This window comes from Yaniella sp. (assembly GCF_030453185.1).
Classification (GTDB): Bacteria; Actinomycetota; Actinomycetes; order Actinomycetales; family Micrococcaceae; genus Yaniella.
The window spans coordinates 1-26,004 of sequence record NZ_JAKDKW010000031.1; the positions used below are offsets into that span (position 1 = coordinate 1).

Below are 26,004 nucleotides of genomic sequence, written 5' to 3' on the forward strand. Positions count from 1 at the left end.
TGGCGAATTTCGGCCTCATGATCGAGGCAGAGGAAGGCTCAGCACTGATCTACATCATGCCGGGCATTATCCTCGCCGGTGGGATTATTGGACTCATCTGGGGGCAAATTATCCAAAGCCGTCGCCCAGCGGACTTCGAGCAAATGCGCGACCAAGATCAGCTCACTGACGACGAAGAACTCGCGATCGCTCGAGATGATGTTGACGAGGGAACATCGGTCTAGCCACCAAAAATGGAGCTTCGGTACCCCGATGGGGTCTCCCCGTAAGTCTGCTTGAACAGTTTGGAAACATGTGAAGCATCGGTGAGGCCATACCTGGAACTGATTGTTTGTACTGTTTCGTCGCGATGCGTGGGATCCGCCAGATCGTTGCGGATCCTACGCATTCGTTCGTTGCGAATATACGCGCTGATAGTTTGGTTTTCCTCGGAGAATTTGCCGTGGAGTTGGCGAAGCGAGACATAAAAATAGTCGGCGATATTCTGTGGACCCAGTTGCGGATCATGCAGATGATCATCAATAAACGCAACAGCCTGACTGAATAACGGGTTGTCTTGATTGTCTTCATTGTCTCGGGAAGCTTCCAACAGGACGGTGACCAACATTTCCAAGGCAGAACGCACCAACCGTATAGCATGAGGGCCCTGGAGAATGCTGAAATTTATGGCAAGCTGCTCAAAAAGTGGTACGGCTACGCGACCAAGACCGGTATGAGCGTTGACTGGTAGAGCAGTGACCTGGGCAACCTGTTGGTGCACCAGGTGCAAGAGTTCTTGCGGGAACTGAATGATCAAACTGCGTTGATCGTCTATGTAATGCAAGGTGTATGGACGGTGAGCCACATACAACGCCAGATCGCCAGGTTCTAAAGCGCAATACCGACCGTCTTGGGTCAGATGTGTGACGCCTGATAATTGTAGGGATAATTTGCACAGAGACTGTTCCGCTGACCCCGTGACAACTTCGTGCTGCTGTACCGTATGCGGGCTGGTGGACATGTCGAAGAGCTGGACGTCACCGAGCGCTATGAAATTTTGTCCCGCGCGAAACGCATAACGGTCTGGCGTTGTCAGTTGGATATTTGGAAAGAAAGCTTGCGCCGACTGCGACCACGCCCAGAAATCCTGATCTCGCACCGGGCCGGAGCCTATATCGACCGCGATATCGTGGTAGTCAGTCATGGTCCACATCCTCTTCGTTCTCGCATCGGGGCCTGCCTAACACACCATGCTAGTCATCAACGCCACAAAAAACATGAAAAATACTGCTGCTTAGTTTTTGACGCCACCCAACCAGCGAGAAACCACCTGGGTTTTGTGCACTTCTTCAATGGGTGTTGCGAAGATATTTCTGTCGATTGCAATGAAATCTGCCGATTTACCGGGTTCGATGGTTCCGGTCTCATGGGCGATGCCAAGTGCCTGGGCTGACTCGCGGGTAAACGCTGCGAGAGCCTGGGGGAGTGTGATCGCCTGATCAACGTTGACGGTACGATCATCTCCATCTTCAGCAGCGCCTTTTCTAGTCACCATCCCTTCGATGCCTAACCAGGGATTGAGCACGGGGAGACCGACTGGCCAGTCCGAGCCACCAGCCAAGGTCGCGCCAGTCTCTAGGAGGTCTTTGAACGGCCAGATATCTGCCATGGTTTCTTCCGACACGAATTCACCAATCCCGTCGGTCAGCGCGCTGGGGAACCACATGAATGGGCATGCATCAGCTGCGACATCGAGAGCAGCGAAACGAGCTAGGTCTGCACGCGAAATAAATGACATGTGGGCAATCTGCATGGCAGGTCCACCGTTGGTATCTTGACGTACGATTTCGGCAGCATCAAGAGCCTGCCGCACCGATGCATCACCCGTTGCATGGATTTTTGCTCCGAGCCCGAGTTCTGCGCATCGACGCAGTGAGTCGACGAGGTCGTCGAAGGCCCAGTAGAGTTCGCCACGGAAGTTAGGGTCAGGGTTACCATGAACGCACTTATACGGCGTAAGCAACGCGGTGGTAAGCGTTGTGGGGACGCCATCGAGGACGAACTTCGCGAACTGTGGCCGAATGAGTTCACTGGTGTAGTTCTTGCTCGTTGCGAAGAGTTCCTCACCGACCGTTCCTGGTTCAATGAAGGGGCGTATTGGCATCGACGCGATTACTCGCATATGTAACTTGTCAGCCTCTTCGAGTGCTGTGAGTCCTTCGAAGTGTGGGAGCATCGTGGCTGCATCTTGCACCGTCGTGATACCCAGTGACCCAAGCCGATCCAATGCAGTTTGCAAGGCGATTGCTTGGCGTTGTTTTGGATCAGCATGAGATTGTGCGGCGACCCCCTCCGCTACAGCACCGGCTAACTCCCACAGGGCTCCAGTCAGTCGACCCTGGCTGTCTCGCACATACGTGCCGCCTTCGGGGTCTGGGGTTCCATCTGTGATACCCATGGCATGCAATGCAGCAGAGTTCACTTGCCGATTATGCATCGTATCGTCGCGCAAGAGCACGGGGTGGCCTTGCTCGGCAGCATCAAGTTTCGCCAGGAACTCGACATTATTGAGTTCTGGAAGCGTACCGCTGCCGATGATTCCTCCGATAACCCACTCACCTGTCGCGAGTTCCTGGACCCAGTTGGCGACTTTGGCAACGATTGCATCAGCATTGTCTGCAGGATCAAGTGGCAGTTCGTGGGCTAGCTGGGTGCCGCCGAGGCTGAGATGTAGATGTCCATCGATGAGTCCCGGAAGGACGATTCCGTCGCTGACTTCCACAAGTTCATAGTGGGCTGCGGTGTGATTCTTGACCTCCTCGAGGGTGCCGGTCGAAAGGATCTGTCCGTTTTGCACAGCAAAGGCTTCTATCCAGGAGTCGTCCGATACTCCAGTCCAAATAGTGCCGACATATATAACGGTGTTCTGCATGGCGTGTCCTCTTGAAATATCGAGTGCTAAAGAGCTGCGAAGATGTGGCGGCCGGCTGTATTGGTCCAAATGCTGAGGATGGGACAAATGCGTGAGGTGCCCGCTCACGATGAGAACGGGCACCTCAGAACACTTGTCATTTAGCCGAACTACAGCTCCACTAAAGGCCGTTGTGGCTTAGAGTGCGGTGACCTTCGGCAGTGCGACTTGCTTGAGGCCTTCAACACCGAATTCCAGGCCCATACCGGATTTCTTCACGCCACCGAAGGGGATACGAGGATCTACGGCACCGTGCTTGTTAATCCAGGTGGTCCCGGCGATGAGCTGGTTTGCAACTTCACGAGCCTTGGCTTCATCTGCGGACCATACGGAAGAACCCAAGCCAACTTCGAGTTCGTTAGCCCATTCGATTGCCTGGTCGAGCGAGTCATATTTAATGATTGGCAACGCTGGACCAAACTGTTCATTCTGCACCAACGGGTTGTCCTGTGCCACGTCGGAGACGATCGTGGCCGGGTAGAAATAGCCTGGCTGATCCTTCTCCGGGTTCCCACCGGTCGCAATGGTCGCACCGGCTGTGCGCGCATCTTCGACAAGACCTGCAACGATGGACTGCTGGGCTTTGTTCTGGAGCGGTCCAAGCACGTTTTCTTCGGACATGCCCTGGCCCATTGGGGTTTCCGCAGCAATTTTGGCCAGTGCGTTGACCACGTCGTCATAGATGGTGGCCGGCACGTAGAGGCGTTTCAACGCAGCACAGGTTTGGCCGGTATTAATGAAGGCACCCCAGAACAGCTCCTGGGCCATTTCTTCGACGTTGATGTCGTCCAGAACAATACCGGCGTCGTTGCCACCTAGTTCAAGGGTCACACGCTTCATGTCGCTAGCAGCGCTGCGCATGATGGCCTGACCAGTTTTGGTAGAACCGGTGAACATGATCTTGTCGATATCTTTGTGGCCTGAAACAGCCTGACCGATTTCGCCATCTCCGGGCAAAACTTGCAGAACGTCTGCGGGGAGTACCTGGTTGATCACGCGCACCAGGGCTTGGACGGAGAGAGGTGTGTGCTCCGATGGCTTCATGACGACGGTGTTGCCCATCCGCAAGGATGGAGCAAGCTGCCAGACGGAAATCATCATTGGCCAGTTCCACGGGCCGATTGCACCGACCACACCGATTGGAACATAGGAGAGCACAGCATGGCCGGATTCGTCGTCGACGAGAACTTCGTCTTCGACTTCAAAATCGGCGTTGGCACGCAGCCAGGCTTCACAGGCCCCGGCTTCAAAGCGAGCGTTTGGACCGTTGAGTGGTTTACCAACCTCGCGGGCGAGGATTTCAGCCAGCGCCTCAGCTGATTCCTTGACGGCGTCGGCGGCTTTGTGCAGGTAGCCGGAACGTTCCGCATGGGTCAAGGCGCCCCAGGACTTTTGTGCTTCTTTGGCACGGGCAACTGCTGCATCGACGTCGTCGGTGGAGGAGTCTGCGGTGTTCCCGATGAGCTCGTGGGTGGCTGGGTCGTGGACGGCGATACCGTCCTCAACGATAATCGCGGCGAGTAGATTTTCGTAGGTTGTGAGGTCTAAAGACATGAATCCCTCCGTGTAGTATTCGAATCCGAGTCCGAACTCGAGGTCGCTTCTTGAGTCTATGTTGTCAAAGCATGGCGTGTGTCATCTATGGTTTCGGCGCAGATCTCTTGGACTTTTGCGCACATTAGCTTTCCTCCAAAGTGGGGCCACACCTTGTCAGCAGGCTTTACCAATTTTAGTGTGTCAATCCCATGAGGCTACCGAGGTGAATAACAAGAAGTAGATGCATCCAATGGATCATTTGCTCGGTGTCGAGGACTGGCGCGTGACAGTTCCGGGCCCGGGAGGCAGGGTTTTGGTGAAAATTCCGGCACCCACCAGAGCCAAGGCGGCGATCGCCCAGATCCCGGCGGCCAGTGTGGAGACAGCGGTGACCGCAGAAATAAGCAGTGGGCCGCTGAGCATTCCCGTATCGGAGAGCAACCTCCAGAGGGCCAAGAATTTGGGTCGGCCTACGGTTGGGGAATAGTCGGCACCCAGGGTCATCACGATTCCGGCGCCGAAACCATTGCCCAGCCCAATCAAAAATGCTCCGATCATCAGCCATGCACCCGAGGTGGTGAACGGGATAACAGCGCAACCAATGGCAAGTCCGGTCAGACAAGAAACAGCAACCACCCTGCGGCCCTTGCGGTCCATGATCGACCCCGCAGGATAAAACATCAACATGTCTATCGCACCGGAGACCCCGTAGATGAGTGAGGCTTGCGCTGGACTCAACCCCAAGTATTCGGCCCACAGGGGGATGACGGCGGTGCGTGAGGCCCGCAGTGCGGCCAGACACAAAACCCCCAGGCCCGAGGACAACAGAACACGCCAATGTTCTTTGGCCAGGGACCGCATGGTGGGGTTGCTCAAGGTAGCAATCGGCCCCGTCGTGGCGGATTGTCGAGAGGCACCAGGATCGTCGAGCTCGTCAATAAACAACGTGACAATGACTGCTGCACCCATGCAGACCGCGCCAACAGCAAAAGCGCCCTGAATCCCCATGAAGGATTGCACTGCTGCGCCCAGGAAAGGACCGAAGAAGGCACCAACTCGTTGCATGCCACCTAGCATGGACATGGCTCGGGCCCGGTGCGTTATGGGTACAGCGACAGCCAAATAGGATTGCCGTGCCAAGTTGAAACCGGCAGCGGCCATTCCGATGAGCACAATGCCGACCACGTACCCACCAAAGTCGGTAGGTTCGGCCATGGGAAACCAGCCGGCAACCATGGCCCAGGCGAGTGTCACACCCAGGGTGCCTACCGAAGCGGCGATAATCATGGTGGTGCGTTCGCCCGCACGGGACGCCAGTTGTGCCGCTGGGGCATTGGCGAGTAATGAGCCGATACCAATCAGTGTGACGGTACTGGCTGCGACAGCGAGTGATGCTCCGAATCGCGTTGAAGCAGCGGCAATGGCCGGCATGATCGCACCCAAACCGATTGCATAAATCAGTGAGGGTGCATAAATCTGGAACGCATTGGCTAATGGCCCGGCGCTGCGGGACCGATCAGTCATGGCACCTGCTTCTCAAGGAATCTCATTGTTATAGGGCTAACCTACATATTCTATACCGACCCTAAAATGAAGAGGGGTAGGCCCGTGTCACAGAGCTGGTGAATGTTGATGCCGGTACAGACGAGACGTTCCGGTTGCTGGCTGGTCTCTAACGGTTCGCTAAAACGTCGGCGATTTTTGCCACGGCCGGCTCATTTTGCAACGAGGTGGTATCGCCCAGCGTGTCACCTGTGTACAGCTGGGTCAGGAGGCGTCGCATGATTTTGCCCGACCGAGTTTTTGGCACATCCGGAACAAAGACCACGTCATTGGGCTTTGCCACCGGCCCGATCTGCTTCGCCACCAACTGCGTGAGTTCGGCTCGGGCAGCATCATCATGAAACTCTCCGCGAGTCACCACGAAGGCAATGGCGCAGTGACCAGTTTTAGGGTGGGGGACCGGCGTCACACCGGCCTCGATCACGTTGGGATGCGAGACCAGTGCAGATTCGATTTCGATGGTGGATAACCGGTGGCCAGAAATATTGATGACATCATCAATACGACCGAGAATCCAGATGTCGTCGTCCTCATCGGTTTTGGCGCCGTCACCAGCTAAGAACCAGCCCCGACCGGCCTCGGCCCAGTGATAGTCCTGCCAATAGGAGGTGTAAAACCGCTCGGGATTGCCCCAAACAGTGCGTGCGGCACCCGGCCCGGGGCGAGTAACGACGATGACGCCCTGTTCGTTCGATGCCGAGGGGTTGCCGGCTTCGTCGACGACTGCAACGTTCACACCGGGTAGTGGGCGTGAACCGGAGCCGGGTTTGAACGTGGTATCCGTTTGGCGCGGGGAGATGATGGTTGAACCAGTTTCAGACTGCCACCAGGTATCAACCATTGGTACACCCGCGGGGGTATCGCGACCGATGTGGGTGCGCGCCCAATGCCAGGCTTCTGGGTTAACGGCCTCGCCCACGGTTCCAATCAGTCGGATGGAGGACAGATCGTATTCGGCGGGCGGACCGTTTTCATGCCAGCCCATGAGAGATCGCAGCAGTGTGGGCGCGGTGTAGTAACTGGTGACACCGTAACGGTCGATGATTTCGAAATGCCGAGAGGTGTGCGGCGCGTTGGGCACACCTTCATAGATAATCTGCGTGGCACCGTTGGATAGTGGGCCATAAATCTCGTAGGTGTGGGCTGTAACCCAGGCCAGATCTGCGGTGCACCAGTGCACGTCATCGTCCCGCTTGGTGACATCCGGATTCGAGAACAAGTAGTCATAAGTGATGGAGGCGTGTGCCAGATAGCCCGCGGATGTGTGAACCAAGCCTTTGGGCTGCCCGGTGGTGCCGGAGGTATACATGATGAACAGCGGGTGCTCGGATTCGAAGGCCTGGGGGGTGTGTTCGGTGGGTTGCTTGGAAACGATATCGTTCCACCACACATCGCGGCCTTCGGTCCATGGAATATCGGTGTGGCCGGTGCGGTTGACCACGAGCACGTGTTCGATGTTGTTGTCTCCGGCAACGGCCTCATCGGCGGCTGTTTTGACGGGTACGGCTTTGCCCCGGCGGAACTGGCCATCAGAGGTGACCAGCAGTTTAGCGCCGGTATCTTCGACCCGGAATTTGAGGGCATCGGCGGAGAAGCCACCGAAAACCAACGAGTGGACGGCACCGATTCGGGCGCAGGCCAGGGCGATCACTACGGTTTCGACAATGACCGGCAGATAGACGACGACGCGGTCGCCAGCTTTGATGCCGAGTTCGGTCAGCGCATGAGCGGTCTGGGAAACCTCTGCTAAGAGGTCCGCGTAGGTGACGGCGCGTCGGTCGCCTGGTTCGCCTTCAAAATATAGGGCAACTTTAGTGGCGTGACCGGCTGCAACGTGGCGGTCTAGACAGTTGGCCGCAACGTTGAGTTGGCCGCCGTCGTACCAGCGTGCCACGGGGCCTGCGGTGGAGTCTGGGTCCGGTTTTGTCCAGGAATGGATGGTCTCAAATGGTTGGTCCCACTGCAGACGATTGCCTGCTGATTCCCAATAGGCCAGACGTTTGGCTTCATCGACGTGCTGGCCGGTTGCGTCGGCGCGGTGGTGAGCTTGTTGCGGTGCGCGGCCGGGGTTCACATCCGGGTCGGCGGCATCAACAATGGCCTGTGGTAGGGGACCGGGCAGTCCGTTGGATAGCGGTTCGTAGTGCTCGTCGAACAGTTCATCGGTGAGACCGGCACGGTAGATGACGGTGCTATCTGTGGTGTCGATTAGGGATTGAGACATGGAGAATCAAAAAACCTTTCCATCGGTTCTGGCGGTAGCACCTGCACACTGTGTGGTTGCTGCGGCATCAATGAGCCAGATCTCTTAGCCGCTCTGGATGGGTACAGGCATAACCTTAGGCAATAACCGCATGGAACAAAAATTCTGCGGTCATAAATGGATCGACGGGTTAGTGCAGGAGTTTGGCAGGTTGGTACACACCAGCAGCATGCACGACGTCGTCCACCGTGTGACCGTGTCGCAGTACCGACGTTTCGGTCAGGAGCCCATCGGCACGGATCCCATACACCGGCGCTGAAAATGTGCTCGCAGGTCCGAACGCGGTGGCGCCCACATCGAGGATCGCGAGGATATCGCCTTCTTCGATCTCAGGTAGCTGGATGCGGTGGCCGATCATGCCTGTGGGACCCGCGACGTCGTAGTAGAAGAGCTCCGAGGTGTCTTTCCGCTCGCCGAGGTCATCGTAGGCTTCAAAGCGCAATCCTTGGTCTCGTGGCAAGGGTATCTCGACGTGAATAACGGCGATCAGCTTGTTTTCAATGTCCTTCACATATTCAACCCGGGCCAGGATCATGCCGGCTTTAGCGGTGAGCGCGTCGGTGAACTCGGTGACGATGGTGTATTTGCCGTCGAAGAGTTCGGGCACCGTGGTCTGCAGGGCAAAGCGGTGGTTGGAAATTGATGGTGCGACGTCGTCGGAGGCAAAGTTCACCGGCAGGCCCCCGGTCATTTGAATGCGCTGAATTCGTTGGGATCCGGCAGCGTGTTCGAGATCTTCGGCAAGCTGGTAGATGGCTACGACATGTTCGGCGGCGTCCTGCAGCGTGGCCGGTGGGGTCGCAAAATTGAGATGGACCTGGTCGAGCCACGGACGATCAAGGTACGCCTGCAGAATGTCTTGGTGATGGTCCCGCAGCCCAATACCCCGATGCGTGTGGGCCGGGTTTTCGTCATCGATAGGTGCCTGCGAGGTGACGCACAGCCCGAGATAGGGTTGGACGTGCTCTGTCTGCTCGACAAGTTCGTCGATGCGGTTCAGTTCCGCAAAATTATCGACGCTCAAGCTCAGACCCGTTTCCATCAGCTGGCGCAAAATTGACCACGTATTTACCGCGGCGCCGTGGACGAGTTCGTGGGCCATGAATCCGGAGTGCTTAGCAATATCGAGTTCACTGGCAGATGCTGTAACAGCACCGAAACCCCGGGCCCGAAAATGTTCCAGGACACCGGGCAACCCCATTGAGTTCACCGCAACCGCATGCATAATCCACTCTGCTGGATAGGCCTCGCGCAGCTGTTCGATTAGCTGGTCGATGATATTAAAGTTCATCACACCGAGCACAGGCCGTGCGTCATTGAGCAGCGGAACCAACTCTTCAACCGAGGTGCTGCGTTGCGTTGCGATCTGGGTGCCTGAAATTGTCATGGCTCGATCTTACGCCGACGGGTGGGACACGATAAAAACGGCGATGTGATGTTTTAGCTAGCTCGACCATCGCGCGCCTCAGCCAGAAGTTCCAGCGCACGTTGCCGGTTCCGCGCGCCGGGGACATACGGATTGACCATCATATGATCGGTGCCGTAATTCCGCGCCAACTGTTCAAGCTGTGCCAAGACACTGTGTCCAGTACCCACAAGAATGCGGTCAGCATTCTTGGCGATCGCGGCCTGCTGTGCATCGGTGAATTCGATATCAGCCACCTCGTCCAGGGAGCGCAGACGGGCGCCGGGGTTTCGGGTTTGGGTGTCGAGCAACCACAGGTGGAAGGCTTTGGCTAGCAGTTCAGCGTGCTCCTGATCGTCTGCGACGGCAACAAAGACCGCGACCATCACTTCTGGTGTGTCACCAAATATCGACGGTGTGAATTGCTGGCGGTACAGTTCAGCCGCTTTTGGTCCTTTGGTCCCCGGGTTGATGAAATGCGCGAATGTGAAACCCGTACCGTGTTGAGCAGCTAGTCCGGCGGTGTTGCCACTTGAACTCAACACCCACGGTGTGGGAAGTTGCTTGGCCCGCGGGTGTGCCTGCATACCCTCATACGTGCTGCCTTCGGCATGTTGGGCACCCAGGAAACCCAGTAGATCCGCAACTTTGCGTTCGAACGGGAACTGGCGCTCCTTCTCATCGTTCAGGGCGATGGCCTCGGCTCGACCCGCACCGGTAACGCTTCCAACACCCAGGTTGATCCGACCGGGCGCAAAGGTTGCCATCGTCAGAAATGACTCGGCTACCTTATAGGCCGAGTAGTTGGGCAGCATAATTCCGCCCGAGCCAATCTGAAGTTCAGTGGTGATCGACGCCAGTCGTGCTATCAGCATCTCTGGTGCAGTCGACGCGCTGAAATCAAAACCGTGGTGCTCGGGCAACCAGAAGTGTTCGTACCCGAGTTCTTCGGCGCGTAGTGCCAGTCGGTCCATTGCTGCGACAGCGGTTTCTGCATCGGATCCGTCGTCGATCGATGCGTAGTCAAGAACGCTCAGCCTGATGCTCATGGATAATCTTCCTTCCCAAATCCCTGCGGTTGGTGTGGAAGATTTAGGTCCAGCGGGCGATGGCACGTTTCTCGGCCAGGCCCAGCAGGGTGTCGGTAATTTTGCCCAGGATGGCCAGCAGGATGATCGCTAAGATCAGCCGGTCGGTGCGGCCGTTATTTTGGGAGTCGGTGAGCAAGAATCCAAGCCCCATAGAGGATGCGATGAGTTCCGCGGATGTCGGAGGTAGCGCTTCGGGTGATTCGTTGAGGTTTGGGTTGTGCCGGGTCGCGGTCTCGGTTTGTTCAATCGTGGTCATGATTACTCCGAGCTCTCAGCATCTTCGGCAAACTCGGGGGCGAAAAGTGTATCGAGTGCTTCGTCAACGCTCTGCTGGTCGTCAACAACGCCAGATGAAACGAAGGTTGGCGAGAGGTTGGACAGCACTTCGGCTTGTGCTTCCCCCGGGACCGGGCTGATGTCGAAACCAGAACGCTCTTCAATCACTGTCTTGGCGGCTTCGAGGTCAATCTCAGCTTCGTCTGCGAGCAGTTGCGCCGCTTCTTCGGGATGTTCCTGAGCCCACTGACGTGCACGCTCATAGGTGTCGACTACGACTTGTGCGACGTCTGGGGATTCTTCCAGGAACGATTCGGTGGCATTGAGGACCGAATAGGTGTTGAAATCTGTGTTGCGGTAGAGGAACTCGGTGTCGTTCTCGGCCTCTGCCATAACCGGGTCCAGCCCTGACCAGGCATCGACCGAGTCATTTTCTAACGCCGTGTAGCCGTCGTTATGCTGGACGTTTTCGACCTTGATATCTTCCATAGTAAGGCCCGCTTCTTCGAGAGCCTGGGCCAAGAAGAAGTATGGGTCGGTCCCGTGTGTGGCGGCAACGGTACGGCCTTCGAGATCCGCTACGGATTCAACGTCGGAATGTTTGGGGACCACCAATGCGGCCCATTCGGCTTCGCCAAGCACACTGATGGTCTGGATTTCAGTGCCTGATGAGCGAGCAAGCAGCGCGGCCGAGCCTGCCGTTGAGCCTACGTCAATTGCTTCGATGCGCAGGTGCTCGTTGGCGCGATTTGAACCGGCTGAGTACACCCAGTTGACTTCACCATCGAGCTCTTCTTCCAACCAGCCCTGATCTTTGACGATCAACGACAGCGGGTTGTACGTCGCGTAATCGATGTTCAGAGACTCTGTCTCATCTATTTCGGGTGTGTCTTTACCCGAGCAGGCGGTGAGGGCAAGCGTCCCGGCCAGCACTGCAGCGGTCAGGCTTTTCCGTGAAAAGGACATGGGCTATAACTCCGAATTTACAAGTGGTTGTACCCCAAGACCGGTCAGTAGCTGTTCTCGCAGCGAGGCATGACTCCGGATGGTTACGAATCTCAAGTTTATGCACAGGCGGAATCAAATGGAAGTTCGTTACGAAAAATATTCTACCCATACCAGGAGCGGGCGTGAGCCACTGCCCACGCCCGCTCCATCAGTCTTTGATCCGCTTAGCCGCGGGCTTTTTCTCGTCGTCGTTGTTCGACGGTGGCTAGCACCTCGTCACCGGCGTTGGGTCCCGGGGTGATGCCGGTTGGCACACGGAAGAAGAACAGCGCGCCGATGCCCCACCAGATCGCAAAGATCAGCCACGGTTGCCAGCCGAGAGCCGACGGCATGCCGGGCAGGTAGACGCTGAACAGGGCTCCCGTCAGTACCAGTGCAGTCCAGCCGATGAGCTCACCACCGCGACCTCGTCCACCAATCCGCAGTGGTCGGGACATGCCTGGGTCACGACGACGCAGCACAATGAAGATCACCGACACCATGAAGTAAGCGATGATGATCGACGGTGCGCCTGAGTCGACGAGCCAGGTCAGCATGTTCTCGCCGAAGAAGGGTGCGATCAGTGATAACCCACCGATGAAGTACAGGGCATTGGCAGGGGTCCGGTATTTGGGGTGCAGCGTGCCGAACCAGGCCGGCAGCATGCCGGTGCGTGCCATCGAGTACACCAGACGCGAAGCGCCCAGCAATAGCGAGTTCCACGACGTCAAAATGCCTGCGATCCCTCCGGCAATGAGAATATTCGCCATAATTTGGGAATTGAAAAGTGCGCCGAAAGCATCGGCTACCGCAATATCGGTTTGAGCCAGTTCATCAATGCCCATCGCCGACGACGTCGTTAGTACAACCATGATGTACCAGGCCGTGGCCATGGCAACCGAGATGATTACCAGACGCCCAATTTTACGTGCTGGCACGTTGACTTCTTCAGCGGACTGCGGGATGACGTCGAATCCGATGAAGAGAAACGGGATAGCGATCAACACGGTGAAGAAGCCTGCGGTACCTGGGGTAAACAGCGGTTCCATGTTGGCGGCTTCGCCACGCGTCACAGACCCAAAAATCATCAGGACACCGACCACCAGCAGGAAGATCACGGTGAAGTTCTGTGCGATCGATGCTTGTTTGACGCCGCGGACGTTCAGCCAGGTGATCACGATGCCGCCGATCACCCCGATCAGCGCCCAGGTCAAGTGCACGGTGTGCCCGGCCACTTCCCATATTGGGATCGCATTGATTTCGGGGAAAATATAGGCCACCGTACGTGGGAACGCGACGGCTTCGAACGCCACGATAGTGACATATCCACCAGCCAGGGCCCATGAACCAATGAACGCAAAGCGTGGTCCCAGCCCGCGCAGTACATATTGGTGAACGCCACCGGCTAGCGGCATTGCCGAGGTGAGTTCGGAGTAGACGAGACCGACGGCGGCCATGATTGCACCGCCGACGACGATGGCCGCCACAGCACCCATGGTGCCCGCGCTTTCCAGCCAGCCACCGGTAAGGACAACCCAACCGAAGCCGATCATCGCGCCGAACCCGAGGGCGAGCGCGTCAATATTCGTCAGCGTCTTGGCCAATTTGACCGGTTGCTGACTCGAATCCTGTGAGGACATTGTTTACCTTTCGATGATGGGGCTCACTTAGCATACGTCCCTGTCAACATCGTCGAACGTAATGCTTCGACATCCAAACTGGCAATGTCGCTGACAATTGTGTTTCAATGTGTAGTTGAAACCCCATCCAGAGCGGCTGAGAGATCTGGCTCGTTGATGCCGCAGCAACCACACAGTGTGCAGGTGCTACCGCCAGAACCGATGGAAGGAGAACTCATCGTGTCATCTAATCGTCAAATCCTCTTCAATGCGTTCGACATGAATTGTGCCGGACACCAGTCACCTGGTCTGTGGCGGCACCCGGAGGATCACTCACGGGACTACAACAAACTTTCGTACTGGACCGAACTGGCACAAATTTTAGAACGCGGCCTGTTCGATGGTCTATTCATCGCCGATGTGCTCGGCCCCTACGACGTCTACGGTGATAACGCCAACGCCGCACTGACCTCGGGCGCCCAGGTGCCAGTCAACGATCCATTCCTGGTCGTTTCGGCCATGGCAGCCGTCACCGAACATCTCGGATTCGGTGTCACCGCAGGCACCGCCTATGAGCATCCATTTCCGTTCGCCCGTCGACTGGCCACGCTGGACCACCTGACCGGTGGACGCTTCGGTTGGAACATTGTGACCGGTTACCTGCCGTCGGCAGCGCGCAACATGGGCAATGACGACCAAATGGAACACGATCGTCGATACGATCACGCCGACGAATACCTCGAAGTTATTTACAAGCTGCTTGAGGGATCGTGGGAAGACGACGCCGTCCAATATGACCGTGAAACCGGTGTGTTCACCGACCACACCAAGGTGCACAACATTGGACACGAAGGCGAATTCTTCAAAGTACCGGGTGCAGCCGTCACCGAACCATCGGCACAGCGCACCCCGGTCCTGTATCAGGCCGGGGCCTCATCTCGTGGCCGAGGCTTTGGGGCGAAACACGCCGAAGCTACCTTCATCAATTCGCCAACGATCGCGCTTCAAGCCCAGTCCGTTGCGAAGACTCGTGAAGAACTGGTCAAAGCTGGACGCGATCCGTACGACATCCGAATCTTTGGCATGCAGACTATTATTACCGGTGCCACCGACGAGGAAGCCCAAGAAAAATATCGCGACCTCGCACAGTACGCCGATGTGGAAGGTGCCCTGTCGCTGATGTCCGGTTGGATGGGCACAGACTTCGCCAAATATGATCTCGACGCTCCAATCGGCCACATTGAATCCAACGCTATCCAGTCCGCTGCTGAAACGTTCCGGAAAGCCTCGGGCGACGGCGAAGAATGGACCGTGCGAAAACTTGCCGAGTGGGTTGGAGTCGGTGGTTTTGGTCCGATACTGATTGGTTCCGGAGCAACCGTTGCCGAAGAGCTCATTCGTATTCAGGATGAAACCGATCTGGATGGCTTTAACCTGGCCTACCACATCACCCCGGGAACCTTTGAAGATATCGTGGAATACGTCGTTCCAGAACTGCAGTCCCGCGGCCGCTACAAGACCCAGTACACCGACGGTACGCTGCGCCATAAACTTTTTGGTAAAGGCGATCATCTGCCAGAGAACCATGTTGGGGCCAGCTACAAACAGGGTGCACCAGTCGCCCACTAAGCTCCTTCGCAAGCTTCAAAAAGACCGGCCCGCCGCTGTCACGTCAGGCATGAACGGGGCGGTCTTTTTGTCCCCTGATAGCACGGGACAGCGAGAGATTGGCGGCTTACCGCGTCATGGAATGTAGTCTGCTGATATGAGCAATTCATCTGAAACCCGTTGGTTATCTAAAGACGAAGACTTCACCTGGCGGGCTATTTGGTCACTGATGACCTGGCTTCCTGTGAAACTTGAAGCCCAACTTCGAGAAGACCACGGTCTGAGCCTTTCGGAATATTATGCGCTGTCACAAATCTCTGAAGCCCCCGACCGGGCCATCCGCTTGAGTGAGCTCGCAGAGATCACCAATATGACACTTTCGCATTTGTCTCGAGTAATCTCGCGCATGATGAAAGCTGGTTGGGTGGAGCGCGTGACTGACCCCGAGGACGGCCGTTACACGCTCGGTCAGCTCACCGATGCCGGCTGGGACAAAGTCACGGAAATGGCACCTGGTCATGTGGAGGCTGTACAGCAAGCAATCTTTGATCAGCTCAGTGATGAACAGGTCCGTGCGCTCGGAGAAGGCGCCGCACGTGTTGCTGAAGCGGTCTCGCCTCATGGTGAAGTGACCGGGCCACCGAAGGGTCACTGAGTGTTAGTTGGTGGGACTAGCGCTGTTCCCAAGCTGCCATAAGGAGGCGGTCAGACGTCTGTTGGGCGGCCGGATCCCAAATATTACCGGTCACCATGATTTCATCGGCCAAGGTGTACTGCAGCACCCGTTCGAGCTGGTGCACTACATCTTGTGGTGTCCCATAAATCGTTGATGCCAGGGCGCGGTCGATGCGCTGCTGTTGCTGTGCAGAAGGTTGTTCGGCACGGATCGCGGCGGGGTCTTCGAGCGGCTGGAATACCCCGATGCTGCGTGAACGCGTCAGGGCCCAAGCTTCTGAGAGGACTAACTGTTCTGCCGCCTCATAAGAATCTGCCACCGCCACGTTGATGGAGGCTATGACATGTGGCTGTTGGCCGCGGGATGTCGACTCGGCGAACGCCTCACGGTAGTCCACGGCCGTCTGGTTGGCATCCTGCGAGGTCTTGATTCCCCGTGAAACTGCAGGACCTCCGAGTACGAGGCCAGCGCCGCGCGTGGCGGCAAACTGTGCTGAGCCGCCGCCCGTGAGAATAAAAATCGGCGTCTGTGAGCGGTCCTGCGGGTACGCGGTGATCTCACCGGTGGCGTTCAAATAAGCAATGATTTCGTCGACGTCTTCGGCAAAGTGGTCTTTGGCATTTGCTGTCTGTCGCAGCGCTGCACGGACCGGTTTGGTGAACCCGACAGAGGCACCGAGTCCCGCGTCCAAACGGTTCGGATAGAGGGCTTGGAGCGTGCCAAGCTGTTCAGCGACAATCAAAGGTTGGTGACTGGGCACCATGATCCCACCGGTGCCCAAACGAATATGTGAGGTCGCCTCGGCAAGATGGGGGAGCAGCAGGGTTGGGGCAGAACCTGCGATGCCAGGGACCGAATGATGCTGTGCCACCCAAAAACGATGGTAACCCAGCTGCTCAGCGTGCTGGGCACGGGAAGTGACCTCAGCAAATATTTGCGGTGCGCCTACGACCTGGCCGTGTTGTACTCGAGTGTTGGCGCGATCGAGAATGGACAATGGAACTGCGCTCATGGTTTACAGCCCATCACCTTCAACTATCGTGTGCAACGAAATACGCGAACAGAGTTAATGCTGTTGCACCGCCAGTACAACGACACCAGAAGAGAACATATCCTCGTTCAACTGATCAAGGCTGGTGATTTCGTGTACCGGCAGACCATAGTAGCGAGCCAACTCCACCACCGGTGCCTCCTGCTGGAACACCACCAGTGCACCACGTTCCAAGTAATCAACGGAGGCACGGAAATCCGAGAGCGAATCCATCAGCCCCGACTGGTGTGTGACAACCACGATCATCCGGTCGTCTCGAGCAATGGACGCGCCCATGCCTGCAACAACTGCACCATTGGGGAAGAACATATACCCCTGGTGGTCCAAGACGCGAAGGTAGCTGGTCGCATAACCTGCTTGTGCGGAATGGTCCACAATAACTGTGCGTTGTTCCGGCAGAACGTGCTCCAGGCGGTCCAGGAATGCTCGTGCATCCACCGTATCTTCGCGAAGCTGATGCTCCGGAATCGGCCGGGAGTTCCAGTACTTCGATTCCAGCTGTTCGACGGTCTGCTCGGTGCGGTAGCCGAGCTTTGTGCCATTAATGAGCTTACTGGTCTCCACCTCAAGAGAAGTCGCAACCGCTTCAGCATCGGCAATGAGTGATTGAGACACTGGACTGAAGCGACCTACCGCCCAGGGCGATGTATCCACCTGGATAATCACGGCGTTTGGGTTGATGAGTTTTCCGTTGCGGGTGGTCCAATCGTCCAGAGCACACCCGAAGACAACGATGACGTCGGCGCCACGCGCCAATTCAGCGGTGGTTGGCGTGGAAATTTTGCCCAAGATACCAATGTTGAATTGTTGTTCTTCAAATAAGCCATGCGCACCGGCTGAAGTTGCCAACAGGGCGCCAGTTGTATCGGCGAGCGATACCATGGCTGATTTTGCGTGGCGGGCACCACGACCAGCAATGATCAACGGCCAGCGTGCTTGCGACAACGATTTTGCAGCACGGACTACCTGGGAGGTTTGCGGGACAGCACCGGTACGGGGGGCATCGAATGCAGGCTCTGCTTCACCAGTGATCTCGGTGTTCAAGTTTTCCGGATCAACCAGGAGCACTGAGGGCAACTGCTTATTCAGCCCATCAATGACATCTACCATGGCCTGCGAAATGTTCTCTGCCTCGCCGGCTGGAACAGCGGCGGCACCAACTCCGGTAATGAGTCCTGCCCAATTGGCATTCACGCCATTGAACGTCTCATCGGGTTGGACCAGAATGATCACCATTGACAGTTTGTCGCGAACCGCCTGGCCGATCTTGTCCAGCGAAGTGAGGAAGTCGACGGAAGCATCGAGGATCACGGCCGCTGGCGGTCCACCCGCATGGCGATAGCCAGCAGCTGCCATGACAGCTCCGTCGGCGATACCTGTGCGTACGATGTTGAAAGCAATCTCAGCGATGCCGTCAGCGGTGGCAATATTGCCTTCTGCATTATCAAATGCCTCGGTCAACGATGTATCCCAGAGTTGTTCTGGAATAAACACGGTTTCCACGCCGGTAGCAGCACAAAGTTGTGCTAACCGGGTCGAATACACCAATTGGGGCACGATACCTCCTCGAGAATTATCAACTCTAAGGATACGGTCAGAACCTCCGAAGGTAAATCACCGCCTTGAAGGTGGTGTTTCTTACGCACTTAATGCTAGGCCGCCACTGAGCTTTCAGGTCGGCAACGGGCCGCAAATGATCCCGTCTTGCTTGAAAGTAGCAGGGCGCTCGTAGTGCGACCGGGACAAGCGTTAGACGTAACAGCGCACTGACCGTGTCGGAAAACAGATCTTTCAGGCAACTGCGCGGCGCCGACATACTAGATCAGTCCCTGCAGGCCTTACGCGCTCGCCGTATTGGTGAGATTGGGCGGCATGATGCTGGTGGGCGCACGCTGGCCACCGAAGAAGCCGCACGATGGGCTGACACGATCATCACAGAACTCATGGTCACCAGCGTCAAAGAAGTGGCGGCCAAGTAGCATTTTCAGGTTGTGACTCAGTGGGTTGTGGTCACGTTGACCAGGGGAGACACAAAAGGTTTTCGAGAGCTGGTAGTGGAGTGAAAAATACTTCCGCAATAACCTTGACTGTGACGCTGATCACACGCATAATGGTATCTACGATGGAAACCATCTGGTAGACCACCGAACGTCGTGAAGACTTGCGGACCTACCGAAGACGCAGATGTGTTGTTCCTGTGTGGTTATAAGAGGCAGGAAATTCTATTCCTGCGGTATCGCTGAGGTTCTGTGGTTGCGGTACCAGGGCCCGGGGGATTCTGACCCCGGGCCTTGCTCATGCCTCATGCTTCACTGCCGCAGACTAGGCGCAGCGAGCCATTGTGCGAGGCCGGCGGGCAGATAGCGTCGGACGTGGGGTTAGGCTTAGGCTGAGCAATGCTGAACTTTCGTCTCGGGCTAGCTGTTGCGCAGGACTTTGGGTAAGTCGGATCCATCATCGATGACCACGACTTTCGGGGCAGGAGTCCGGGCACACAAGACTTGCCAGACGGTGGCGTTTTCGGCGGTGCACCATTGAAAATTCACCACATGCCCGGCGGCATGGGCGATCGGACAACAGGGATCCGTGTGCAGGTGGATCCCATCAAGTTGGCTCTCATGAAAGGGCTCACCAGTAGTCCAGGGCAGCTAGTGTTTCGGGCTGATATCGACGCTAGGAAACCTGGCGGGAAATGGTGTGCGACGCCTATGAGCGCCGTGGAAATGCTCAGCCTAAAACCTTGGTGCAGCCAAATATTCGCCAGCGCTCCAGCAAGTTCATCGCCCTGGGCACACATTTCTGCCTATGCCCCCTGAGGCGCCGCCGTTTTCGGCTGCTCTGGAGCGGGCCCATGCATGCGATATCCAGGTTCTGGGTCTTGACTTTTTTCCCGTGAGGCAGTTCACCATATTACGCGACATGGAATGCAAATTTCGCATAGTGGAGGTTACGTCGAGTGGATGTGCAGTCGTTTAATGCCCTATCTCCTGCAGAGGCTGAGAGGGTCGTCAGGCCATGCCTCGACGTCCAGCGCTGGGTGGGTGAAGTTGTAAATGGCCGCCCATACGACAGTGTCGAAGATCTCCTTGACCGAGCGGAACAGTCCGGCGGTCAGATCACAACTACAGAAGTAGATCGAGCGCTGGCGCACCATCCGCGAATCGGTGAACGGGCTGAAGGCTCGACTACAGAAGCTACGTTATCCCGAGACGAGCAAGCCGGGCTAGGGATTGATGATGCCGTACAGGCTCAGTTGACCGAAGGTAACGCGGAATACGAGCAACAGTTCGACCAAGTATTTCTAATCCGTGCGGCTGGTCGTAGCTCGCAGGAAATACTGAGTGAACTGCCCCGATGCCGTTTGAGTTCGGTCTGCCAACGTTTGATATCGCCGCTATTATTTCTATGGTGATCGTTGTTTTAGTCATTAAGACTGAAACCACTGCCGACATCATCGCTGTTGGGGAGATCATCGGGACACCGGTTGATTCACGACGAATTGCGGATGGCCTGCGTGCAGATATGCTATCTTCGGCCGTAGCCCCGGTCTTCGGTTCGTTTACTCAATCTGCCTTCGCGCAAAACGTTGGTCTTGTTGCTTTGTCCGGGGTGAAATCACGTTGGGTAGTAACTGCTGGCGGGGTAATCATGGTTGCGCTTGGCCTTGTCCCATGGTTGGGCGAAGTCGTAGCGGCCATCCCGATGCCAGTACTTGGCGGAGCAGGCATCGTCTTATTCGGAACCGTAGCGGCCTCGGGTATTCGGAACCTTTCGACCGTGAAATACGAAGGCAATATGAATTTGATTATTGTTGCCTCGTCACTGGCGTTCGGCATGATCCCTGTGGTTCAACCAGAGTTCTACCATAATTTCCCATCTTGGATCGAGACCATCTTCGAATCCGGAATTTCCTCGGCGGCTATCGTGGCCGTCATCCTGAATATAGTGTTCAACGAGCTCAAAACTGGAAACTCACCTCACCCCTCGGTCTTTGCAACGAAACCGATACGGTTTCTCACCAAGGCACAACTGGAAGATCTCGAGGACGGGGACGTTTTTGTGGATGGCAAACTTGTGGACTGTGATGGCGAAGAAGTCCCCGTTGTGCCCGATGAAAAGCTTAAAGAAATACAAGAAAAAATTGATCACGGAGAAGTGACCACCACTCAAGAACTCGCCCAAGTCGTCCGTGAGGACCAACCACCATCAACTCAACCTCACGACTCGAAGGGAAACCCCTCTCGAAAATAGATCGTTAGCCCCGCACGAGCTTCCTTGAGCTCGCTGATACTGAATCTCGGTTTCCTAGAACATAGGAACCGGGTTGTAGTTTGTGCGCTTAACCCTTCGGGCGTGGATCATCCGGTGCTAAGCCCATCCGGGCATCGTGAATGCGGTGAATAACCTCAATACCCAGCGCTCCAAGCGCCGCAATGCCTACTGCCGCGATAATAATGGGCGTCGGCGGCAAGATGAAGTGGTGGTACCACTGTGATAGCGGGACAACTAACACCAGAATAAATATGATGTGCAGTGCGATGAGCATGCCGATTTTCTGCCAGTTCAAGGGACGTGAAATGACGTTGAGCAACCAGAGGCCGGCCAGGGTCAGGGTAATAAAGGTCGCCGTCTGGAGCTGCTCCATGACGAGTGGAGCGCCTGGATCCTCAGAAGCGTACGGTAAGACGCCGCTGAAATCGCCGGCCCAGACGCGCGCATACCAGTTGATGCCCCACAGTGCTGCGACGAGCATGACGCCGGTTGGTAGAGCGAATTTCAATGCTCGCGATAAGAAACCCGCCACATAGCGCCGCGGATTTGGCATCAGGGCGAGAATAAATGAGGCCAACCCGATGAACAAGAAATCTGCTGTCGACATCTGGCGGGGGAGCGCAGGGTACTGCCACGCCAACAGCGAGAACAGTAAGACAAACAGAAACGCATACGCGGTCTTGGCCAGAAACAGATGGGCCAAGCGTTCCATATTGGCAATGACCTTGCGGCCCTCGGCCAGGACACTTGGGAGACGGGAGAACTTGGAGTCCAGCAGGACCAAGCGGGAGACTGCTTTGGTTGCTGCAGCAGCATCGCCCATGGCAATACCCAAGTCAGCCGTTTTGACCGCCAGAGCGTCATTGACCCCATCACCGGTCATAGCCACCACGCGCTCGCGGTGCTGTAGGGCTTTGACCATTTGCTCTTTTTGGTCGGGCGAGACACGACCGAAGACCGAGTGCTCTTGCATGACCGCTGCCATGTCTTCGATATTGTCCGGTAGGTTGCAAGCGTCATAGCCGGAGTCCGGATGCTCCCAACCGATCTGACGGGCCACCGCCGCCACAGTGTGTGGGGAGTCCCCAGAAATAACCTTCAGTTCGACGCCTTGTTGCTGAAAATACTCGAGCGTCTCGCGGGCATCGTCGCGAACTTTTTCTTCGAAAGTGACCACAGCGGCCGGGTAGAGGTCACCGGGGAGCACAGCATGTTCACCAAACCATGGGTGGGTGGTTGAAGCCGACCGCGACGGCGTAGTCGAATGTGCCAACAACATGGTGCGTTTACCAGAGGACGAGAGCCGTTTTGCTGACTCATGCAGTTCAGCTCTTGCGTCCGTGTCCACGCTGAGGGCATCAATGAGTGCTTCTGGCGCGCCCAGCACCCAGGCACCGGCCGATGCCTGAGTGTCCTGGATGTTGCCGAAGGCAAATGCGGACCAACGTCGTTCGGAGGCAAATGCAATAGCATCGGTCTGTGGCAGTGGCGGGCTCTGGGGGAACGGCTCACGCAGGGCGACCGCCGTGGTGTTGGCATTGGGGTCGGCCCCGATGTGTCCGAGCACCAGCTTCCACCCGTGGTCGGTTGCCGCCAACGCTTTGGCACTCGAGAATTGCATGACCCCTTCGGTCAGCGTCCCGGTCTTATCCAGGCACACGGTATCCACGCGGGCAAGAATCTCGACGGCCGGCTGCTCCTGGATCAGCACCTTTTTACTCCCCAGCGTCAGCGCCGCCACCGCAAACGAAATGGTGGTCATCAGCGCCAAGCCCTGGGGGATCATGGTGGTAATGCCCGCGATCGTGGCAATCAGCGCGGTGTTGAAGCTGCCGTCGTCAACGACCTGCTGCCAACCGCCCAGCGCTTTGATCTGTCCCCAGGCCACGACCGCGATCAGCGGAACCAGGGCTATAGTGATCCAGCTGGCGACCTTATCCAATCCACTGCGCAATTCTGAATGAGCCTTGGTGAATTTACGAGCCCTTCTTGTCAGCCGGGCGGCGTGCGAGTCATGACCGACGCCGGTGATCCGAAAATAGCCGTTACCGGTGACCACCGAGGTACCGGACAGCACCGTGGAGCCGATGTGCCTATAAACCGGATCGGCTTCGCCGGTAATCAGCGACTCATCAATGTCGAGACTTTCAGAGGCCAAGATGAGCCCGTCTGCTGGCACCTGATCGCCAGCCCGTAAGTAGACGACGTCGTCAAGCACTGCTTCTTCGATATTGATTTCGATGTTCGCGCCGTTGCGACGAACCATGATGCCGTCTTGGTGCAGCAGTGCGATGCGATCAAGTTTGAGCTTGGCGGAATATTCTTGTACAACGCCGATCACTACGTTGGACACACCGGCAATCGCGAACAGGAGATCCAACCAGCGGCCCATCAGGATAATGCCGACGGCACACAGGAAAATTACGAGGTTGAATAAGGTCAACAGGTGCGTCCGCAGGATAGTAGCCAATGAGCGTGACGAATCTTCGGGCTGCACATTGACTAGTCCCGATGTGGTGCGGGTCTGAACCTGGTGATCGGTGAGGCCGTGGTGCAGCAGGTCGGCGTCGTCGAGCATGCCCGGCTCGGCGACCCCGCGGGCACTCAAAAGACTCTGGCGATAGTTCTCAGAGACATCCACCGTGGTGGTGTCTCTGGCCGTATCTGATGCGCTGTTGCCCACCGGTGTCGATTCGGTCACTTACTACCTCAATTTGACCTTCAGCTGTACCTCTCCCAGTATCCTATCGAGATTGACGTTAACCTAACTCAGCGCACAGGTGGATTTTTGCTTTCGTGAAAACCCTCACCATGGCGCAGTCATGCCAATGGCAGCGGCGAGCCCGGAAGATACGAGTCGGGGTTAAACAGTACTGCGGCCGGCGTGGTTTCCCATCCAGCCGCAGTACTCACCCAGTATTAGTTGCCGAAACGCTTCGGCAGGGCCGACGCCCACCCTTCGCGCAGCTCGGCAATGCTAGCGCTGAAGAGGTCTTGGATCTCAAGCGCCCCAGAATCGGCATCCACGACGCCGATCCGCAACGCTGGGTAACGGCGCGATTCTGCGATACCGCGGAACCGCACCTCTTCGGACAGGGGCACGGCCACGATGGCACGTGCCTGCGATTCGGAGAACAGGGCGGTAAACGCATCAACATTATCGCGTTCTGTCACATACTCCAGGTTGATACGCACTCCAACACCCGCCTGCAGCACCATATCGGCTAGCGCACCGGCCAGTCCGCCTTCGGACAGATCGTGTGCCGCATCCAGCATGTGGGTGCGAGAGGCGTTGGAGAGCAGTCCGGCCAAGCGTGTTTCCTGAGCCAGGTCTACCTTTGGGGGGACGCCGCCCAGATGTCCCCGCAGATGCGCGAACTGTGAGCCGTCGAGTTCATCGAACGTTTCACCCAGTAAGTATAGGGCCGAGCCGTTGAACGCCGGGTGTAACCAGGACGGTACCGCGGTCGCCACGTCGTCATAGCGGCCCAGCGTCACGATCATTGGTGTCGGATGAATTGGAGTGTCCACCGTCTGGTTGTACAGGGAAACGTTGCCGCCGGTCACCGGGATGTCTAACTCCTGGCAGGCATCAGCAATACCGCGAGTCGATTCAGCGAACTGCCACATCACATCAGGGTTTTCGGGCGAACCAAAGTTCAGACCGTCCGAAATGCCCAGGGGTGTGGCACCTGAAGTCGCTACGTTGCGGTAAGACTCGGCCACGGCCAGCTGGGATCCGTTGTATGGGTCCAGGTAGGCATAACGCGAGTTGCAGTCGATGGCCAACCCGATGCCCATCCCGGTTTCTTCATCCACGCGGATAACCCCGGAATCATTTGGGGCGCCCTGGCGGGTATTGCCACCCACCGAGGTATCGGTCTGAGATGTAATCCAGGAACGGTCAGCCATATTCGCCGAACCCATCAGTTCAACGACGGCGGCTTTCAGCTCGTCACCGGTACTGGGCAGAATCGCTGCTGCAGCCGAGGCCCGGAACGTATCGGCCTGCAGAGCATCTTGCGATGCCGGGCGAGCATAAGGACGCTCATACACCGGGCTATCATCAGCCACCGTCACCGGATCGACGTCGACGATGCGCTCGCCGTTCCAGTCGATGGTCAACCGGCCCGAGTCGTTGACCTCGCCCAGCCACGAGTACTCGACACCGTAGTTGTGCATAATCTGTTCGAACGCTTCGGTGTTGTCCGGAGTTACGACAGCCATCATGCGTTCTTGGGATTCGGCCATCAGAATGTCTCCTGCCGACAACCCCTCATCGCGCAACAGTACGTTGGTCAGCTCAATGTGCATCCCCCCGTCACCGCCGGCCGCCAGCTCACTGGTGGCACACGCAATACCGGCGGCACCCAGATCCTGAATACCCTCGACCAGCGATTTGGAGAACAGCTCGAGGGTCGCCTCGATAATCACGTTTTCTTGGAGCGGATCACCGGCCTGCACCACGGGAGTATTGGCAGCACCTTCATCGTCGAAGGAGGCCGAGCTCATCGCAGCGCCACCGATGCCATCCCCACCGGTCCGAGCCCCGAAAAGCACAATCTTGTTGCCTGCACCCGAAGCCTGCGCCAGGCGCAGGTCTTCGTGACGAAGTACGCCCACGGCACCGGCATTGACTAGCGGATTGCCCTGGAACACCGGGTCAAAATCGGTCTCCCCGGCAATATTGGGTACGCCCAAGATATT

At 56.8% G+C, this 26,004-nt stretch carries 17 protein-coding genes, 3 pseudogenes and 2 riboswitches; of the genes and pseudogenes, 6 read left to right on the forward strand and 14 right to left on the reverse strand.

What is annotated here, in order from left to right; genetic code table 11:
* Nucleotides 1-224: pseudogene (locus tag L0H14_RS06300) on the forward strand (hypothetical protein); the annotation flags it as partial.
* Here the strand turns inward: L0H14_RS06300 and L0H14_RS06305 are convergent.
* From L0H14_RS06305 to L0H14_RS06350, 10 genes and pseudogenes are all read right to left on the reverse strand, one after another.
* Entirely contained in the window at nucleotides 221-1,183 is a 963-nt protein-coding gene (locus L0H14_RS06305) for a helix-turn-helix domain-containing protein (protein WP_301421519.1), read from the reverse strand. The pseudogene L0H14_RS06300 and the gene L0H14_RS06305 sit on opposite strands and share 4 nt — an antisense overlap.
* A 90-nt stretch (nucleotides 1,184-1,273) precedes the next feature.
* Nucleotides 1,274-2,911 (reverse strand): amidohydrolase, encoded by a 1,638-nt coding sequence (locus L0H14_RS06310; protein WP_301421520.1) that lies wholly within the window; start codon nucleotides 2,909-2,911, stop codon nucleotides 1,274-1,276.
* A 177-nt stretch (nucleotides 2,912-3,088) separates the two neighbouring features.
* Nucleotides 3,089-4,504 carry an aldehyde dehydrogenase family protein gene (locus L0H14_RS06315; RefSeq protein ID WP_301421521.1) on the reverse strand — a complete coding sequence of 472 codons (1,416 nt, stop codon included), beginning with the start codon at nucleotides 4,502-4,504 and terminating at the stop codon, nucleotides 3,089-3,091.
* Nucleotides 4,505-4,741: 237 nt separating this feature from the next.
* Nucleotides 4,742-6,010, reverse strand: a complete 1,269-nt coding sequence (locus tag L0H14_RS06320; RefSeq protein WP_301421522.1) for an MFS transporter — start codon at nucleotides 6,008-6,010, stop codon at nucleotides 4,742-4,744.
* Nucleotides 6,011-6,158: 148 nt separating this feature from the next.
* Nucleotides 6,159-8,273 (reverse strand): acetate--CoA ligase, encoded by a 2,115-nt coding sequence (gene acs / locus L0H14_RS06325; protein WP_301418178.1) that lies wholly within the window; start codon nucleotides 8,271-8,273, stop codon nucleotides 6,159-6,161.
* Nucleotides 8,274-8,289: 16 nt separating this feature from the next.
* Nucleotides 8,290-8,377: riboswitch (SAM riboswitch) on the reverse strand.
* A gap of 65 nt (nucleotides 8,378-8,442) precedes the next feature.
* The gene (locus L0H14_RS06330; protein ID WP_301421523.1) at nucleotides 8,443-9,699 is read right to left on the reverse strand and encodes a hypothetical protein; all 1,257 of its coding nucleotides are present in this window, start codon (nucleotides 9,697-9,699) and stop codon (nucleotides 8,443-8,445) included.
* A gap of 53 nt (nucleotides 9,700-9,752) precedes the next feature.
* Nucleotides 9,753-10,766, reverse strand: coding sequence for an MsnO8 family LLM class oxidoreductase (locus L0H14_RS06335; protein ID WP_301418174.1), 1,014 nt, complete (start codon nucleotides 10,764-10,766; stop codon nucleotides 9,753-9,755).
* A gap of 43 nt (nucleotides 10,767-10,809) precedes the next feature.
* Nucleotides 10,810-10,983 (reverse strand): annotated as a pseudogene (locus tag L0H14_RS06340) (ABC transporter permease); the annotation flags it as partial.
* Nucleotides 10,984-11,066: 83 nt separating this feature from the next.
* Nucleotides 11,067-12,050: an aliphatic sulfonate ABC transporter substrate-binding protein gene (locus L0H14_RS06345; protein WP_301418173.1), complete on the reverse strand. Its 984-nt coding sequence runs from the start codon at nucleotides 12,048-12,050 to the stop codon at nucleotides 11,067-11,069.
* Nucleotides 12,051-12,256: 206 nt separating this feature from the next.
* The gene (locus L0H14_RS06350) at nucleotides 12,257-13,711 is read right to left on the reverse strand and encodes an APC family permease (RefSeq protein WP_301418171.1); all 1,455 of its coding nucleotides are present in this window, start codon (nucleotides 13,709-13,711) and stop codon (nucleotides 12,257-12,259) included.
* 120 nt (nucleotides 13,712-13,831) lie between these two features.
* Nucleotides 13,832-13,919, forward strand: a riboswitch (SAM riboswitch).
* On the opposite strand from L0H14_RS06350, the gene L0H14_RS06355 reads away from it, so the two are divergent.
* Together L0H14_RS06355 and L0H14_RS06360 are read left to right on the forward strand one after the other, a co-directional pair.
* Nucleotides 13,913-15,319, forward strand: coding sequence for an LLM class flavin-dependent oxidoreductase (locus L0H14_RS06355; RefSeq protein WP_301418188.1), 1,407 nt, complete (start codon nucleotides 13,913-13,915; stop codon nucleotides 15,317-15,319). Its footprint overlaps the riboswitch before it by 7 nt.
* Nucleotides 15,320-15,455: 136 nt before the next feature.
* On the forward strand, nucleotides 15,456-15,953 hold the full coding sequence (locus L0H14_RS06360; RefSeq protein ID WP_301418169.1) for a MarR family winged helix-turn-helix transcriptional regulator: 498 nt from the start codon (nucleotides 15,456-15,458) through the stop codon (nucleotides 15,951-15,953).
* A gap of 16 nt (nucleotides 15,954-15,969) precedes the next feature.
* Here L0H14_RS06360 and L0H14_RS06365 read toward each other — a convergent pair whose 3' ends face one another.
* Nucleotides 15,970-16,986, reverse strand: a complete 1,017-nt coding sequence (locus L0H14_RS06365; protein ID WP_301418167.1) for an MsnO8 family LLM class oxidoreductase — start codon at nucleotides 16,984-16,986, stop codon at nucleotides 15,970-15,972.
* 54 nt (nucleotides 16,987-17,040) lie between these two features.
* Nucleotides 17,041-18,582, reverse strand: a complete 1,542-nt coding sequence (locus L0H14_RS06370; protein ID WP_301418165.1) for a hypothetical protein — start codon at nucleotides 18,580-18,582, stop codon at nucleotides 17,041-17,043.
* A gap of 215 nt (nucleotides 18,583-18,797) precedes the next feature.
* On the opposite strand from L0H14_RS06370, the gene L0H14_RS06375 reads away from it, so the two are divergent.
* The 3 genes and pseudogenes from L0H14_RS06375 to L0H14_RS06385 all read left to right on the forward strand — a co-directional run.
* Nucleotides 18,798-19,004, forward strand: a complete 207-nt coding sequence (locus L0H14_RS06375; protein WP_301418163.1) for a hypothetical protein — start codon at nucleotides 18,798-18,800, stop codon at nucleotides 19,002-19,004.
* A 983-nt stretch (nucleotides 19,005-19,987) separates the two neighbouring features.
* Nucleotides 19,988-20,437 (forward strand): 2-oxo-4-hydroxy-4-carboxy-5-ureidoimidazoline decarboxylase, encoded by a 450-nt coding sequence (locus L0H14_RS06380; RefSeq protein ID WP_301418160.1) that lies wholly within the window; start codon nucleotides 19,988-19,990, stop codon nucleotides 20,435-20,437.
* Nucleotides 20,377-21,276, forward strand: a pseudogene (locus tag L0H14_RS06385) (solute carrier family 23 protein); the annotation flags it as partial. The gene L0H14_RS06380 and the pseudogene L0H14_RS06385, both read left to right, overlap by 61 nt.
* An 88-nt stretch (nucleotides 21,277-21,364) precedes the next feature.
* Here L0H14_RS06385 and L0H14_RS06390 read toward each other — a convergent pair.
* Both L0H14_RS06390 and purL read right to left on the reverse strand, forming a co-directional pair.
* A complete protein-coding gene (locus L0H14_RS06390; RefSeq protein WP_301418158.1) occupies nucleotides 21,365-23,998 on the reverse strand; it encodes an HAD-IC family P-type ATPase in 2,634 nt (877 codons plus the stop codon).
* A gap of 218 nt (nucleotides 23,999-24,216) precedes the next feature.
* The coding region (gene purL / locus L0H14_RS06395; protein WP_301421524.1) for a phosphoribosylformylglycinamidine synthase subunit PurL at nucleotides 24,217-26,004 on the reverse strand (1,788 nt) is incomplete at its 5' end.